Below are 15,562 nucleotides of genomic sequence, written 5' to 3'. Positions count from 1 at the left end.
AGAACAGTATGTTATAATTCTTTATAGTAAATTTTTTTCTACTAGGTAAATTGGAATAGATAGGGTGAATAAAAATGAAACAGCATGTGGTACAGCTTTTAACAAACGTTGTGGAATTAACAGAAACGGAGATTTTGCCATTAATTGAAACGCCACCTTCCCGCGAACAAGGGGACATCGCGTTTCCTTGCTTCCAGTTAGCTAAGAAGTTTCGTCAAGCACCTCCACAGATCGCGCAGCAAATTCTGGATAAGCTTAATCAGCTACCACTCGATGACTTTGGCATTAAAGAGGTTAAACAGGTCGGACCTTATTTGAACTTCTTTTTTGATCGGAAGCAATATGCATCGCATCTATTAGAGCAAGGGATGGAATCCCTTCTATCCAGCACTCAGATTGGTGAGGGAAAAACGGTCGTAGTCGAGTACTCATCTCCAAATATAGCGAAGCATTTTCAGGTCTACCATATCCGGTCTACGATGATTGGACAGTCACTCGCTAATACGTATGCCGCTCTTGGCTATAAAGTAGAGAAAATGAATCACCTTGGTGATTGGGGGACTCAGTTTGGAAAGCTAACGGCTGCATTTCTAAAATGGGGGGACGAAGAAAAGGTTAAAGAAAATCCTCTATCAGAGCTAGTTGCTTTATATGTTAAATTCCATGAAGAGGCTGAAAACCATCCTGAATTGGTTGATGAAGGAAGAATGTGGTTTAAGAAATTAGAAGATGGCGACGAAGAAGCCGTTAGAATATGGCAATGGTTCAAGGATGAGAGCCTTAAGGTATTTGAGCGATTATACAGTCAACTGAATGTTAGCTTTGACCATTATTTAGGTGAAAGCTTCTACTCTAATAAAATGGATGACGTCATTCAAAAGATTAAAGAGAAAGATTTACTTGAAGAAAGTGACGGGGCACTAGTTGTTCGTTTAGATGAGCAAAATATTCCTCCTTGTATTATTCAGAAAAGTGATGGGGCATCGATCTATGCAACTAGAGATTTAGCGTCAGCATTGTATAGAGAAGAGCAATTCCATCCTGATAAAATTTTATACGTCGTCGATCAGCGTCAAGCGTTACACTTTCAACAAGTATTCTCTGTTTTAAAGAAGATGGACTATGCGTTCGCTGACGGATGTGAACATATTGCATTCGGTTTTATGACCATTCAGGGTAAAATTGGCTCAACTCGTAAAGGCGATGGGTTACTACTAGATGAAGTCTTAGATTACGCTGTTGAAAGAGCAATGAACATCATCGAGGAAAAAAATCCTAACCTTGAAAATAAGCATGAAGTGGCACAAGCTATTGGAATTGGTGCTATTGTATTTAATGACCTTAAGCATCATCGCACACATAATATAGATTTTAATTGGGATGAAGCCTTTACCTTTGAAGGTAAAACAGGACCTTACGTTCAATACACTCATGCTAGAATTAAAAGCTTGCTTCGTCGGGCAAGTGAAGAAGAAGCTACTGCTTCTCAATCTGTAACACCACACCCGAGCTATGAATCAGATGTGGCATGGGATATGATCTATGCCTTACAGCAATATCCTTCTGTGTTAGTAGAGACAACTAAGAAAAATGATCCGTCTCAGATTGCTAAATATCTCTTAGAGCTTTGTCAGCTATTTAATCGCTATTACGCCCAAGAGCGCTTTTTCGTAGAGGATAAAGCAGAGGTGCAAGCTAAAATAGCTTTAGCTAGCCATGTAGCTTCAACATTAAAGCATGGATTAGAGCTGCTATCTATCAAAGCCCCAGATGCAATATAGGAAGTATTAAATATAGTAATTATTACAACACAAGTAATAAAGGAGAAGATCTGGTTTGTGATCCCAGGTCCTCTCCTTTCTTTATATTAATGCTCAATACCACTGACTTACAAAATCGTGCTTTAATGCGCATCCATGCTCAGACTTTAAGAAGATTATTGGACGATATGAACGTTATAATGATCAAGCCAGGTATTAATTTGACAGAGATGGGCCATTAGCTGCGGTCCCGTCATGAGCTGCCCAAACCATGGACGTTTGAAGGAGGTGCCTTTTGTTTGAATGATCTCTTGGACAACCTTTTTATCAATGAACTCTAAAATGGGGGAATTTGTGTTTTCTATTATTTCCGTTAACCAGCGTCCAACGATCTCTGTGTAAATTGGATTATGAGTTTTAGGGTAAGGACTTTTCTTGCGATAAAGCACCTCATCAGGCAGATATCCCTGTAGCGCTCTTCGTAGAATCCCCTTTTCCATCCCATCCACCATTTTCATCTCCCAAGGAACATTCCAAACATATTCAACCAATCGATGGTCAGCAAAAGGAACACGTACCTCCAAACTAGCTCCCATACTCATCCGATCCTTCCGATCTAATAGAGTTGTCATAAACCAGACCATATTTAGATAGAATAACTCTCTTCTCCTTGCTGAGGCTGCCTCCTCATCCTCCAAACAAGGAATCTCTTGTAATGTTTCCTCATAGCGCTGCTGAACATACTCCTGCAATTGTAGCTTGCTTCTCCAGCTAGGCTGAAGAAGTCCTTCCCTCTCTTTAATAGAATCCATCCACGGGAAACTCTCTCTGTCCATAAGCTCTTGCTTGTGAAACCATGGGTACCCTCCAAAAATCTCATCGGCACATTCTCCAGAGAGAGCAACGGTAGTGTGCTTTTTGATTTCCTCACAAAACCACAATAAGGATGAGTCGATATCTGCCATACCTGGTAAATCTCGAACATAAACAGAATTTGTAAGATACTGAGCTAAAAGTGGTGTTTCTATTATGAGAGAATGGTGATTAGATTGTAAGTGGGTTGACACAAGATTTATATAGTATGGGTCTGCATTAGGCTGAAAGTCATTAGCTTTAAAAAACGTAGCATTGTCCTCATAATCGATTGAAAAAGTGTGTAACGGCCCCCTGTCATTGCGTTCAAACTCCCTCGCCGCAATAGAAGAAATAGCACTGGAATCAATTCCGCCTGATAAAAAGGTTCCTACAGGAACATCGGCAACAAGCTGCCGTTCTATTGAATCTACAAGAAGATTTCTAATTTGCTCTACCGTTTCTTCTAGAGTCTCTTGATGCTTTTTACTTTTAAGCTGCCAATAGCGCTTTATAGAAAGTCCAGCTTTAGAAAAAATCAAGAAGTGTGCTGGCCTAAGCTCTTTTATCCCTTTATAAATACCGTGTCCTGGAGTGCGTGAGGGTCCAAGACCAAATATCTCCCTAAGTCCTTCAAGATTAACCTTCGCTTCTACTTCAGGATTTGCTAATATTGCTTTATGCTCTGATCCAAAAATGAAGGAGCCTCCCTCTTCATGGTAAAATAATGGTTTTACCCCTAAGCGATCCCTAGCTATAAATAAGTGCTGTTCCTTTTCATCCCAAATAGCAAATGCAAATATCCCATTTAATCTCTCTAAACAGCTTGCCCCCCACTCCATATAAGCCTTTAGCAGCACCTCTGTATCAGAGTGTGAGTGAAACGTATAGCCGCACTTTAAAAGCTCAGTACGTAGATCCTCTGTATTATAGAGCTCTCCATTATATACGATCGTATACACATACTCATCCTTGTGTCTAATCATCGGCTGTCCTCCACCGCTTGGATCAACTACAGCGAGTCGAGTATGTCCGAATGCAATATGGTGATTACTCCATACTCCTATGGCATCTGGACCTCTCTTGTTTAAGGTTGTAGCCATCTTTCGTACATCACCATGGTGCTTACTAATGTTTTTGCTCCAGTCTATCCACCCTGTTATTCCACACATGCTATCCTCTCCTTCTCCACAGCTATACTAGTTAGATGCCTATATCTGTTATCTCTTTTAAGCTATTCAAGTGAGGAGAAATGTGTTCAAAAGCATGGCTTCATGAATATTTTCCTATATCCTGCAGCCAGAAAGTATAAAATTTGAAGAGAACATGAACATAACATCAATTTTATACTTTCTTATACTGCAAAAAAGCCAACTGTGTAATATACACAATTGACTCTTATCATAAAATAGTTGACTATATTTATCGTTCGATAAATTAACGTCTGTTATTACGATTTCTTAAAAATGTAGGGATATCTAAATCATTCTCTTCATAATTTTGATTTACAGCACGTTGGCTTTCACGTTCTTGTGGTTTCACTTGCTGCTGTGAGGAAACCTGATGATTATTTTTTTGTAAGCCTTGTCCCTGCTGTTGTCCGCCAGATACACGATTGGTTGACTGAAGCTGTTGCGCCTCTTCAAAGCCTGTAGCGATAACGGTAACCATAATTTCGTCCTTATAGTCCTCATTAATGACTGCACCAAAGATCATATTAACCTCTGCATCTGAGGATGAAGCGACAATATCTGCTGCCTCATTTACTTCAAATAAAGAGAGGTTTGACCCACCTGTGATATTCATCAATACACCCTTAGCTCCATCAATAGACGTTTCTAGTAATGGAGAGCTAATCGCCTTCTTAGCTGCATCTGCTGCTCTATTTTCACCAGTAGCTACACCAATTCCCATTAGAGCTGAGCCTTTTTCCGTCATGATGGTCTTCACGTCAGCAAAATCTAAGTTAATCAACCCGGGAACGGCAATTAAATCAGAAATCCCCTGAACCCCTTGCCTTAACACATTATCTGCTTCGCGAAACGCTTCAAGCATCGGTGTATTTTTATCAACAATTTCTAGAAGTCGATCATTTGGAATAACGATCAATGTATCTACTTTTTCTTTTAATGCTTCAATTCCTGAATGGGCGTGAGTTGATCTACGGCGCCCTTCAAATGTGAATGGTCTTGTTACAACACCTACAGTTAAAGCGCCAAGTTCTTTAGCAATTTCAGCAATAACTGGAGCAGCACCCGTTCCAGTACCACCACCCATGCCACAGGTAACAAAAACCATATCAGATCCTTTTAAAACATTTTCAATATGTTCACGGCTTTCTTCAGCCGCTTTTTTACCAACATCCGGGTTTGCACCTGCACCAAGACCTCTAGTTAATTTTTCTCCAATTTGAATACGGTGCTCCGCTTTTGATAAATGTAGAGCTTGAGCATCTGTGTTGACAGCAATAAATTCTACTCCTTGCACGCCACCCTCTATCATTCTATTAACCGCATTACTTCCACCACCGCCACAGCCGATAACCTTAATTGTCGCCAGTGATTGCATATCCATATCAAATTCCAACATGTTTGCTCCTCCTATCTGATCATAGCAACGGCTATGAAGCAAAGTCGTCTAGATAAATTCTTTGAACCAGCTTTTTACCTTGTCTTTTACACTTTCTTTTTGAGTGTTAGATGTGCTTTTGGAATCAGGCATCACTCTTTTTTTAGGACTTTGAGTTGATGCTGCAACCTCTTTTTGATGACGACGTATTTGCTGATAGGCATATTTGATAATTCCTACGCTTGTAGTATACTGTGGCTCTCTAACCCCAATATAATCAGGTACGGCTACTCGGACAGAATGGTGTAGAACAAATTTAGCTAGCTCCTGTACACCGGTCATGCCGACCACACCGCCGGATAAAACATATCCACCTGGAATATCTGAATATCCCATACGACGCACTTCTTTTTGAACGAGCTCAAAGATTTCAGCCACACGAGGTTCAATAATATGAGCCAAATCAAGCTGATTAACCTGCTGCTCTGTGTGACTTCCTATTTTAGGTACCTTAAATACTTCTTCTTCAATCGCATCATCAATAAATGCACAGCCATGTTTTACTTTAATTTTCTCTGCCATCTCTGTTGTTGTTCTTAAACCTATAGCTATGTCATTGGTTATGTATTCTCCACCAATAGGAATCAAGCTAGTAGCAACCAAAGAACCCTGCTCAAAAATCGAAACAGTCGTTTGTCCTGCACCAACATCAATTAATGCTGTTCCAATCGATTTGTCATCCTTCGTTAAAGCGATAGAGCTAGCAGCTAATGGCTGCAAAAAGATTCCTGCTATAGATAAACCTGCGCGTTCAATACAGCGAACAAGGTTATGAATGACCGTCTTGGATCCTGTGATAATAGTACCTTCCATTTCAAGACGCACACCAATCATTCCACGTGGATCTGAAATAGAATCCAAACCATCTACAATAAACTGTTGGGGTACTACATCTATAATTTCTCGTTCAGGTGGAATGGCAACCACCTTTGAAGCGTCTATAACACGAATAATATCTTCTTCACCAATTTCACGGTCTTCACTGGATACAGCCACGACACCCTGACTAGGCTGTAGGTGGATATGATTCCCTGTAATCCCTACAAAAACTTGCTCAATGGATACACCAACCATTCTTTCTGCACTTTCAACAGCACGACGAATGGACTGCACAGTTAAATCTATATCAACAATCGCTCCCTTTTTAATGCCTTCAGATTCGGTTGAACCTACTCCAATAATATTAATGGAGCTATTGTTTAACTCTCCAATAATGACGCGAACCTTGGATGTACCGATGTCTAAGCTTACTACAAATTCATGGTTGTTCAATCCTTGGCACCTCCTTACCGTAATAGATCAAGCCACGGATATTTCCCTTATCATTTAAATAATTCAACATTAGATCCTCTATCCCTCTTTTTTTATATGATTTTATTAAGATTTTTTGTTGCTTCATTTTTCCAGCATATGCACTTTTGTTTATACGAAAGAAAATTATCTATTCCTTATACCCTGTTTTCTTTTATTCCAAACTTTTATTTGTTTTCCTTCCAGACCACTTATGGAATAATATCCGTCTGATGACAGCGATATTGTTAAACAAGCGGACACCAAATGCGAAGATAGCAGCTAAATATAAATCAATTCCTAAGTACACACCTAGAAAGGCTAAACCAGCAGCTAGAAGCGTATTAAAGAAAAAACCAGAAACGAAAACAGAAATATCAAAGGTTGATTGCAAATGCGATCTAATTCCTCCAAATAAAGTATCGAGAGCTGCTAGTACAGCAATGGATAGATAATTGACGTACTCTGCAGGGATATTAATATTAGAATATAATCCAAATACAATCCCTATTGCTAAACCAACAATGGGCAACCACATCTTATCAATTATCCTCCTTAACAGATTGCAAATAATAATTTTCAATATCCTGAGAGTATCCTTTTATTGTTAAGGAACTCTTCTCTTCATATTCTACTACATGATTTACAACGGCGAAATACTCATCTAATCCTTCTAACCTAAGAGCAGGAATTAAAATAGATGGATCTCCAATTACTCTAATCTCATAAGGAGGTTGAATAGGAATCGTATTGACTAAAATACGGTTGCCTACGTTCCTAACAGCTGAGGTGCTAATGATTCGCTGCCCATTAATGGAAATAGCTCTAGCTCCATAAGCATTCACATCATTGACAATTTTGCGCAAGTCCTCATCAAATACTAATTGAGTATAGAAGTCATTTTCTAAATCCATGTCCTCGCTTTTCTTGATTCGGACAATTACCCCTTCTCCTATTACATCGTCCATTCCAGCCATTTTTTTAATACGCTGTAGCTCTTGCTCCATAACTGAAGTTAGCTCATCTTCCTTATTCATGGACATTTCGTACTGATATAGAAGATGCTCATGTTTGGAAATTTCATTTAAAAGGATTTGAGTTCTTTCTCTTTCCTTTTGCAAATTTATTCTTAGTTCATTCATATCTCTAGAGTCACTATATTCCGTTTCATTATTAGATTGAAACTGAATAGCAACCATAAAGCCTAATATGACACAAATGAAAGCTAATAGTAGGGGCACCCGTTTATTCATTCTATAAAGCTTCCTTTCTACGAACTAGATCATCAAAATTTTCCTATGAAAGCAGGTAAAAGTAATGATTCATGCTTTTCAATCTTAACCGTTATTCCCCAGCCTCTTAAACTATCAGCTACTCCACCTGGTAATAAAAGGCCCTGATTAAGAGTTTCCTGATCTCCTATTGCTGTAATCTGAAACGGAGCTGAAGATTTTACACCGTTAACGATGATGGTTGGACCAACACAGCGAATGTTCGTTAAATGAGTGACCCTTTGACCGTTAATACTTAGTCCTTCTGCGCCTGAAGCAAATAGTTCGTTGACCACCCTACGAACATCCTGCTCATGGACGATGTAATCATTAGGATTGTGAGAATCCGCAGCAAAGGAGCTATCCTCTAAACTAACGGTAATCCCCGGTCCTGCCCCCTCACTTAATCCTGCCATTAACCTTAGCATTTCTAGCTCATGCTGTATGGCGCTTAGATCAGTCTGAGCCTCTGACATTTCAGCCTCTTTGACAGAGATTTGCTGTTGAAGCTCTCTTAAATATTGTTCGTACAAACTATTCTCTTTTCTTACCTCATTGTGTTTTTCTCTTAATTGATCCTCTTGGACCCATTCTAAAGTTGAGCGATAGGACGTATCTCCTTGATCCTGAGTGTATTGATAGGAAAACGAGATTAAAAATCCGGCACAAAGGGCTACTAATGTCAAATACACATGTTTACTTCTTACTTTCATCGCCTTAGCTTGCCCCTTCCGCGCCTGATTCCCCAGACTCGCCCTCATCTAACATTGGATCTTCAAACCAGATCGCATCAAAAAGATGATAAATCCCCGTAAGTTCTCCGTTAGAATTAATTTCTTCTACAAAGTCAGGATACAGGTTCATTCTTTCGGCAAACTTACGAATAGACGTACGAACCTCGTTACCATCTTCCATATATAAAGTCAATCGATAGGGATCTGAGTCTATGGGGGTTAATGTAATTTCGGATATTTGATTGGATACATAATCTGATAAGTAGTCTAATTCCTTACTAAGCTCAATTATCCCTTCCTTAGTAGACCATCCGGTTAAGATTGGCTGCTGGACACGATGATCCGTCCACGCTTCTTGAAAAATAATATGTCCACTGGATAGAATAGGGTAAAGATTCTGCTCTTGTAACCAAAAAGCCACTACAGGCAACTCTGTAATTTCTATATATAGATGATTAGGAAAAACACGCTCTACATGGACTTCCTCCACTTGAACCATTTGAGCTATTTTTTGTTCAAGACCGTTCTTTGAAAATTGAAAGTAAGACATCCCGCTTTGTATTTCTGCAGCTTGTACCACTTCTCCATCGGAAAGCAAAGCATTACCTGAGATTTCAATGGTGGCTAGCTTCGATAAAGGGGATTGAAAAAATAATATGAGAAGAATTAAAGCAAAGAAGAGAAAGATTAATAGAATAAATACTTTATTACTTTTAAGTTTTCGCTGTTCCTTTAATTTTGGTATTCGATCATCATAAATCACTTTGTTGTTATTCATAACTGCCTGTCCCTTTCGCATAAGTAAGAAAAGCTTCTATCGGAGCTCTCTCGAAGAAGTCGTCTAGTCCATCATTAGAGGAAGCTTCCCATGCAGTCAGAAAGTACAAAATTTGAAGAAAACAGGGCATCAAATTTTACACTTTCTCTTACTGTAAAGGTGCTAAATCAAAATTTATACTTTCTAATACTGTAAGAAAAGCTTCTATCGAAGCCCTCTCGAAGAAGTCGTCTAGTCCATCATTAGAGGAAGCTTTTACATGCAGCCAGAATTTATAAAACTTGAAGAAATCATTGTATCAAATTTTATAAATTCTTAGACTGTCAAAAAAAACGGCATAATGTATGCCGTTTATTCATCATGAATACGTTTAATTCTAGCTCCAATTCCCTGTAGCATTCCTTCTAGATGTTCATAACCTCGATCAATGTGATGAACTCCTGATACAATAGTTGTATCCGTAGCATACAAGCCTGCAAGCACTAATGCAGCACCAGCACGTAAATCAGGCGCCTCAACTCTTGCACCGGACAGTTTTGGTACTCCCCTTACAAAGGCACGGTTTAGATCTATTGTAATACGAGAACCCATCCTGTTTAATTCATCTACATGCTTAAATCGCCCTTCAAAAACCTTCTCTTTAATCACGGTAGTTCCTTCAACTGTAGCTGTGAATGCCATCATCAAAGACTGCAAGTCTGTAGGAAAACCAGGGTAAGGGTCTGTCTCAATAAAATCTAGAGCCTTCAAGGGTTTATTCACTTTTAATGTCATTATATCACGGTACGTTCTAATTTCAATACCACATGCTTCCATGTTAGCTAGTAATGCTTCATTATGCTCAGGAATGACATTAGCTAACGCAATTTCTCCTCGTGTTATAGCTGCTGCTAATAACAGTGTTCCGGTAATGATCCGATCTGGAATAACTTTATAAGCCGTCGGAGAAAGCTTAGGAACCCCTTCAATATAGATGGTATCTGTTCCCGCGCCAGAAATACGTGCTCCCATCTGATTCAGGTATCGCTGTAAATCACTAATTTCTGGTTCTCTTGCAGCATTTATAATCCGAGTCGTACCTTTGGCTAAAGAGGCTGCCATCATTATGTTTTCAGTAGCTCCCACACTAGGATAACGTAGATGAATTCTACCTCCCTGAAGCTGTTTCGCCTCACAATAGATGAAGCCACTATCCTCCGAGATAGAAGCGCCAAGGGCACGCAGTCCACTTAAATGTAAATCAATAGGTCTTTCCCCTATCGCACAGCCACCTGGCCTTGATAACGTGACCTGACCGAACTTGGCTAACAATGGCCCTATTAAGAAAATGGAAGAACGCATCTTCCCCATTAAATGCTCAGGAATGGTAGTAGATGAAAGTGAGGTTGTATCTAGGCTTACATGGTGATTCTGGTGCTCCGTCTTGACACCAATAGAGTTTAAAATTTCTAACATAACCTGTATATCTAATAGATGTGGAACATCATAAATATGCTGTTCACCGCTCGCCATAAGGCTAGCAGCAAGTATAGGTAAAGCAGCATTTTTTGCTCCGGAAATGCTGACTTCTCCTGCTAGAGGGTACCCACCATTGATAATAAATGATGCCATGTCTCACCTCCGTTTTACTCCTCGCCCACCACCTGTACTTCTGGATGCATATCAACGCCAAACTTCTCGTTAATCGTTTTACGGATATGCTCAATCAAGGTAAGGACGTCGTTAGCAGAGGCATCACCTACGTTAACGATAAAGTTAGCATGAAGTAATGAAACCTGTGCACCTCCCACTTGAAAGCCTTTTAATCCTGATTCCTCAATTAGGCCTCCAGCAGAGTGTGGCTTCGGATTACGAAAGACACTTCCACAGCATGGCTGTTTAAGCGGCTGAGTTTTTCGACGATAATTCTTATGTTCAGCAAGTTTTTTCGTAATTTCCTCCCTTTCACCGTGCTCTAATTGAAAGGTTGCTTCTAAGCAGATTCCTTTCCTCTCTTTCTGAAGTAGGGAGGTTCTATAGGAGAATTTTAAATCTTCATTACTCACGGTCTCAACTTTGCTATCTTCAAATAATATTTCAGCAGAATGTAATACACGTGCTACATCAGATCCATGTGCCCCTGCATTCATATAGACGGCTCCGCCGATTGTACCTGGAATTCCACCTGCAAATTCTAAGCCAGCTAATCCGCGCTTTCCCATCATCGTGGCCAATTTAATAAAAGAGAAGCCCGCTCCAACGACGACTTGGGTATCGTTAATTGTTAAGTGATCTAGACCGTCCCCTATCTTAACAACAATCCCACGGATTCCTTTGTCTCTAACAAGCAAATTAGATCCACGGCCTATAATATGATATGGAGTCTGATGTTTTCGAATGATCTCCATACAAGCTATGATTTCTGCTTTACCTCTAGGCTGCACCAGCACATCTGCCGGTCCACCAATTTTCCATGTTGTATGATTCGCAAGTGGTTCATTTTCCCACACTTTTCCCACGTTCGCCTCTAGTAGTTCCTCAACCAATCTATTCATTGGAATCCTCCTAATACGAATGCACTATCGGGATCTGATCTGCGACGCCTAGAATAGTTTATGCTCTTAGTGAAAGAGTGTGACAAACGCCTAGTCAAACTTCCTCGAAAGACTATCCTTACGATATGTAGCAGTGATCCGATGTAGCTAAGTCCATAGCAAATAATATCTAAATTTCTCTAACCCTCCACGTTATAGGTCAAAGATTTCCTTATGCGCCACTTAGAAGCTAGGTTCTAGCGTAGCGTGAAATATTAAGTAAAATTCCCATCGCCACAAGCATTAAAGTCAGGGACGAGCCCCCATAGCTTAAAAATGGAAGGGTAATTCCTGTTACAGGAAACAGTCCTGTGACAACTCCTACGTTAATAATAACCTGAATAGCAATCATACTCACAATACCAGCTGCTAAGAAGCTGCCATACAAATCTGGCGCTGAAATGGCAATCTTGATTCCCCTCCAAAGGAGGATTGAAAACAGCAATAGTACGGTCACTCCACCAATAAAGCCTAATTCCTCCGCTAGGATGGCAAAGATAAAATCCGTTTGTGGCTCCGGTAGGTAATAGAACTTTTGCCTGCTCATGCCTAGACCTAGACCTAACAAACCTCCAGGACCTATTGCATACAGAGATTGAATGATCTGATACCCAGCCCCCTGCGGATCTTGCCAAGGATCTAAAAAGGAGGTAATACGCTTAATTCGATATGGAGCAGCAATAACAAGCGCGGTAAAACCTGCTATGCCAAGCGCGGCCAAACCTGAAAGATGAAGGATTCTAGCCCCCGCTAAAAAAATCATGACAATCGATGTACCGACCATAACCGTGCCGGTCCCTAAGTCAGGCTGTAGCATAATCATTCCAAACGCAGCAAAAACGAGTAGAAGCGGTGGTAGCATCCCTTTCGTAAAGGAAACAATCTGCTTTTGATTCTCAGATAAATACTTCGCTAGAAATATAATCATACATATTTTGATAAACTCAGATGGTTGAATAGAAAATGCACCTATCCCTAGCCAGCTCTGCGAGCCATTTCTAACCAAGCCCAATGGGGTCAAGACAAGAATAAGTAAGATAAAGCATACGATTAATCCGAGCTTTGCAAATTTACGCCAGACCCAATAATCAATATTCATCATCATGTACATCGCTACAACACCTATTCCAGCAAAAAGGAGCTGACGCTTCACATAAAAGAATTGATCACCAAACTTGCTTAAGGAAATCACAGCACTTGAGCTATATACCATAATGATCCCTATACATAAAATCGCTAACGTACAAAACACGATTAAAAAGTCTGGCGCCCTGCGTGCTTTGGCCATTGCTTCCACCTCTGTCCCAAGCTAAATTAAGGGCAAGTCCTACCCTCTATTTAAGCTTATGCACAGAACGAATAAACATGTCTCCTCTCTCCTCAAAGGATCTAAATTGATCCCAGCTAGCTGCTGCTGGAGAAAGCAAGACTGTATCACCTTGCTGAGCTAAAAGAGAAGCAGTATTTACCGCATCCTCAACAGTATCGGCCATATAAACCTGCTTAAGACCTGCTGATTGAGCAGCTTTTTTAAGCTCTGGAGCTAGCTGACCATAAGCAATTAATGTTTTAACATGGCTGGTTAATATAGGCTCTAGCGGTGAAAGATCCTCTCCTCTATCTAATCCTCCGGCAATCAAAAGAAGCGGGTTTTGAAAGGCTTGTATAGAGTTTATTGTTGCTGTAGCATTCGTCGCTTTGGAATCATTATAATAGTGTACTCCTGCTTTTGTAGCCACAAACTTCAGTCGATGCTCCACCCCTCTGAAGGTTTTGAGCACTTCCTGCACACGAGTAAGCTCTGCTCCTGCGGCAAGTGAAACGGTAATGGCAGCCAAAGCGTTCTGTACATTATGTCTCCCTGGTAAAAGCAGCTCAGAAAGAGGTAAAATTTCAATTTCATCTCCTTGACCATCGCGATAAATAATGCCTTCATGACGAATAAAACTTCCCCTGTGCACCTCTTGCTCTGTGCTAAACCAAGCTACTTCTGCCTGTAAGTGAGCCGCAGCCTGACGAATAAAATCTTGATCCGCATTTAAAACAGCTAGATCTGTAGGGTCTTGATTAGCAAAAAGCTTGAGTTTAGCAGAAGTATAATGCTCCATCGTATGGTGATAATTGAGATGAGCTTCATGTATATTTAAAAGTAAGCCAATTTTTGGCCTAAAGCTTGCTGTTCCTAAAAGCTGAAAGCTACTCAATTCCGCAACAATAATATCTTCATTTGTTGCCTGTTCTGTAACCTCACACATTACGGTTCCGATGTTTCCTGCAATGAGAGGATTGTATTTTCCACCTTGAAGCATAAGATGGATCATTGTCGTTGTCGTTGTTTTTCCGTTTGAACCAGTAATTCCTATAATCGGTGCCTCTGAAATGCAAGAGGCAATCTCGACCTCTGTAATAACTGAAATTCCCCTTTGCTCTGCCTCAGCCAAAAAAGGAATGTCAAAGGGGATACCGGGATTTTTTACAATAAGATCTATAGGTCTATCTAGTAATTCCAAAGGATGAGATCCACAAACAACTTGAATCCCCAAATTCTCAAGCTCCTCAATCCCTGCACATTCCTCTCTTGCATTTCGATCATTCACGATCACTGAGGCACCCAAACGAAACAAAAGCTTGGCCACCGCAGATCCACTTTTAGCCAAACCCACAACTAATACTAGTTTATCCTTGTACACAGAAAACGCTGCTTTATTCATCTCATAAACACCTCAATATAAATTCCAGCTCCAGCAAAGACTAGCCCTGCTGCCCAAAAAGCAACAACTACCTTCCACTCTGACCAGCCCGACAGTTCAAAATGATGATGAATAGGACTCATGCGGAATATACGTTTTCCACGTAGCTTAAACGAAGCTACCTGAAGCATCACTGACAAAGTTTCAATAACAAACACACCACCAATAATGACAAGAAGTAGCTCCATTTTGGTTAAAATGGCTATACCAGCTATAGCTCCACCAAGTGCTAGAGATCCCGTGTCTCCCATAAATACTTTTGCTGGATGAGCATTATAGACAAGGAAGCCCAGTACAGCACCTACAACAGCAGCACTAAATATAGCAATTTCCGGCTCTGAATATCTTAAGGCTAGGAGAGCAAAAGCTCCGAAGGCAATAGCAGCCGTTCCAGAAAGCAGCCCATCGATTCCATCAGTAAGGTTCGTTGCGTTAGAGAAACCAACTAATAGAAAGACGACAAACGGCAGATAAAACCAGCCTAATGGTAGAGTCACATCGACAAGTGGAATATGGAGATCTGTCGAATGACCCTGCTGCATTAAGAAATAATAAAAAATAAGGGCAATGATAATCTGTCCAAAAAGCTTTTGCTTAGCCGTTAAGCCCAAGTTTCTTTTTAGAGCAATCTTAATAAAATCATCTAAAAAACCTAGTAAGCCATAGCCAAGAGTAACTAGCATCAAAAGAAAAATCTCCATATTACTGTCAGCAAACTTAAACCCTGTAAAAGCAATAGCTATTAATATCACGACTCCACCCATCGTTGGAGTGCCTAATTTTTTTTGATGTGACTGCGGGCCTTCATCCCTAATCGTTTGACCAAATTTCATGCGGCGAAGAATGGGAATACAGATTGGCGCGAGCAAAACAACTATTAAGAAAGCGGCTAAAATCGTTAAACCTAGTACGGTGTATGACAAAGG

At 40.3% G+C, this 15,562-nt stretch carries 13 protein-coding genes; 1 reads left to right on the top strand and 12 read right to left on the bottom strand.

Annotated features, from left to right (window positions below; translation table 11 throughout):
- The first annotated feature begins 68 nt into the window (after nt 1–68).
- The gene (gene argS, locus J2S11_RS02540) at nt 69–1,781 is read left to right on the top strand and encodes an arginine--tRNA ligase (protein ID WP_419095738.1); all 1,713 of its coding nucleotides are present in this window, start codon (nt 69–71) and stop codon (nt 1,779–1,781) included.
- A 155-nt stretch (nt 1,782–1,936) separates the two neighbouring features.
- Here argS and asnB read toward each other — a convergent pair whose 3' ends face one another.
- The 12 genes from asnB to mraY form a co-directional block, all read right to left on the bottom strand.
- Entirely contained in the window at nt 1,937–3,784 is a 1,848-nt protein-coding gene (gene asnB, locus J2S11_RS02535; protein ID WP_307390500.1) for an asparagine synthase (glutamine-hydrolyzing), read from the bottom strand.
- A gap of 265 nt (nt 3,785–4,049) precedes the next feature.
- The gene (gene ftsZ, locus J2S11_RS02530; RefSeq protein WP_307390497.1) at nt 4,050–5,201 is read right to left on the bottom strand and encodes a cell division protein FtsZ; all 1,152 of its coding nucleotides are present in this window, start codon (nt 5,199–5,201) and stop codon (nt 4,050–4,052) included.
- Between the two features lie 48 nt (nt 5,202–5,249).
- A complete protein-coding gene (gene ftsA, locus J2S11_RS02525) occupies nt 5,250–6,512 on the bottom strand; it encodes a cell division protein FtsA (protein ID WP_307390494.1) in 1,263 nt (420 codons plus the stop codon).
- Nucleotides 6,513–6,705: 193 nt separating this feature from the next.
- Nucleotides 6,706–7,068 (bottom strand): small basic family protein, encoded by a 363-nt coding sequence (locus J2S11_RS02520; RefSeq protein WP_307390491.1) that lies wholly within the window; start codon nt 7,066–7,068, stop codon nt 6,706–6,708.
- A 4-nt stretch (nt 7,069–7,072) separates the two neighbouring features.
- On the bottom strand, nt 7,073–7,783 hold the full coding sequence (locus J2S11_RS02515; protein ID WP_307390488.1) for a DUF881 domain-containing protein: 711 nt from the start codon (nt 7,781–7,783) through the stop codon (nt 7,073–7,075).
- Nucleotides 7,784–7,815: 32 nt separating this feature from the next.
- Nucleotides 7,816–8,514, bottom strand: a complete 699-nt coding sequence (locus J2S11_RS02510; RefSeq protein ID WP_307390486.1) for a DUF881 domain-containing protein — start codon at nt 8,512–8,514, stop codon at nt 7,816–7,818.
- Between the two features lie 4 nt (nt 8,515–8,518).
- Nucleotides 8,519–9,313: a cell division protein FtsQ/DivIB gene (locus J2S11_RS02505; RefSeq protein WP_307390482.1), complete on the bottom strand. Its 795-nt coding sequence runs from the start codon at nt 9,311–9,313 to the stop codon at nt 8,519–8,521.
- A 351-nt stretch (nt 9,314–9,664) separates the two neighbouring features.
- Nucleotides 9,665–10,924, bottom strand: a complete 1,260-nt coding sequence (gene murA, locus J2S11_RS02500; protein ID WP_307390479.1) for a UDP-N-acetylglucosamine 1-carboxyvinyltransferase — start codon at nt 10,922–10,924, stop codon at nt 9,665–9,667.
- A 14-nt stretch (nt 10,925–10,938) separates the two neighbouring features.
- A complete protein-coding gene (gene murB / locus J2S11_RS02495; RefSeq protein WP_307390476.1) occupies nt 10,939–11,847 on the bottom strand; it encodes a UDP-N-acetylmuramate dehydrogenase in 909 nt (302 codons plus the stop codon).
- 229 nt (nt 11,848–12,076) lie between these two features.
- A complete protein-coding gene (gene spoVE / locus J2S11_RS02490; protein ID WP_307390473.1) occupies nt 12,077–13,174 on the bottom strand; it encodes a stage V sporulation protein E in 1,098 nt (365 codons plus the stop codon).
- Between the two features lie 46 nt (nt 13,175–13,220).
- Nucleotides 13,221–14,597, bottom strand: coding sequence for a UDP-N-acetylmuramoyl-L-alanine--D-glutamate ligase (gene murD, locus J2S11_RS02485; RefSeq protein ID WP_307390470.1), 1,377 nt, complete (start codon nt 14,595–14,597; stop codon nt 13,221–13,223).
- Nucleotides 14,594–15,559: a phospho-N-acetylmuramoyl-pentapeptide-transferase gene (gene mraY / locus J2S11_RS02480; protein WP_307390467.1), complete on the bottom strand. Its 966-nt coding sequence runs from the start codon at nt 15,557–15,559 to the stop codon at nt 14,594–14,596. The genes murD and mraY overlap by 4 nt, the downstream gene beginning before the upstream one ends.
- Nucleotides 15,560–15,562 lie beyond the last annotated feature (3 nt).

This window comes from Bacillus horti, assembly GCF_030813115.1.
Lineage (GTDB): Bacteria > Bacillota > Bacilli > Caldalkalibacillales > JCM-10596 > Bacillus_CH > Bacillus_CH horti.
The sequence above is the reverse complement of the archived record's forward strand: the minus strand, read 5'-3'. Positions and strand labels throughout refer to the sequence as shown.

What these genes read in the sequence shown, in the direction of transcription:
- asnB (WP_307390500.1), bottom strand. Translation starts at nt 3,784, where the DNA reads ATGTGTGGAATAACAGGGTGGATAGACTGGAGCAAAAACATTAGTAAG.
- ftsZ (WP_307390497.1), bottom strand. Translation starts at nt 5,201, where the DNA reads ATGTTGGAATTTGATATGGATATGCAATCACTGGCGACAATTAAGGTT.
- J2S11_RS02520 (WP_307390491.1), bottom strand. Translation starts at nt 7,068, where the DNA reads ATGTGGTTGCCCATTGTTGGTTTAGCAATAGGGATTGTATTTGGATTA.
- J2S11_RS02515 (WP_307390488.1), bottom strand. Translation starts at nt 7,783, where the DNA reads ATGAATAAACGGGTGCCCCTACTATTAGCTTTCATTTGTGTCATATTA.
- J2S11_RS02510 (WP_307390486.1), bottom strand. Translation starts at nt 8,514, where the DNA reads ATGAAAGTAAGAAGTAAACATGTGTATTTGACATTAGTAGCCCTTTGT.
- J2S11_RS02505 (WP_307390482.1), bottom strand. Translation starts at nt 9,313, where the DNA reads ATGAATAACAACAAAGTGATTTATGATGATCGAATACCAAAATTAAAG.
- murA (WP_307390479.1), bottom strand. Translation starts at nt 10,924, where the DNA reads ATGGCATCATTTATTATCAATGGTGGGTACCCTCTAGCAGGAGAAGTC.
- murB (WP_307390476.1), bottom strand. Translation starts at nt 11,847, where the DNA reads ATGAATAGATTGGTTGAGGAACTACTAGAGGCGAACGTGGGAAAAGTG.
- spoVE (WP_307390473.1), bottom strand. Translation starts at nt 13,174, where the DNA reads ATGGCCAAAGCACGCAGGGCGCCAGACTTTTTAATCGTGTTTTGTACG.
- murD (WP_307390470.1), bottom strand. Translation starts at nt 14,597, where the DNA reads ATGAATAAAGCAGCGTTTTCTGTGTACAAGGATAAACTAGTATTAGTT.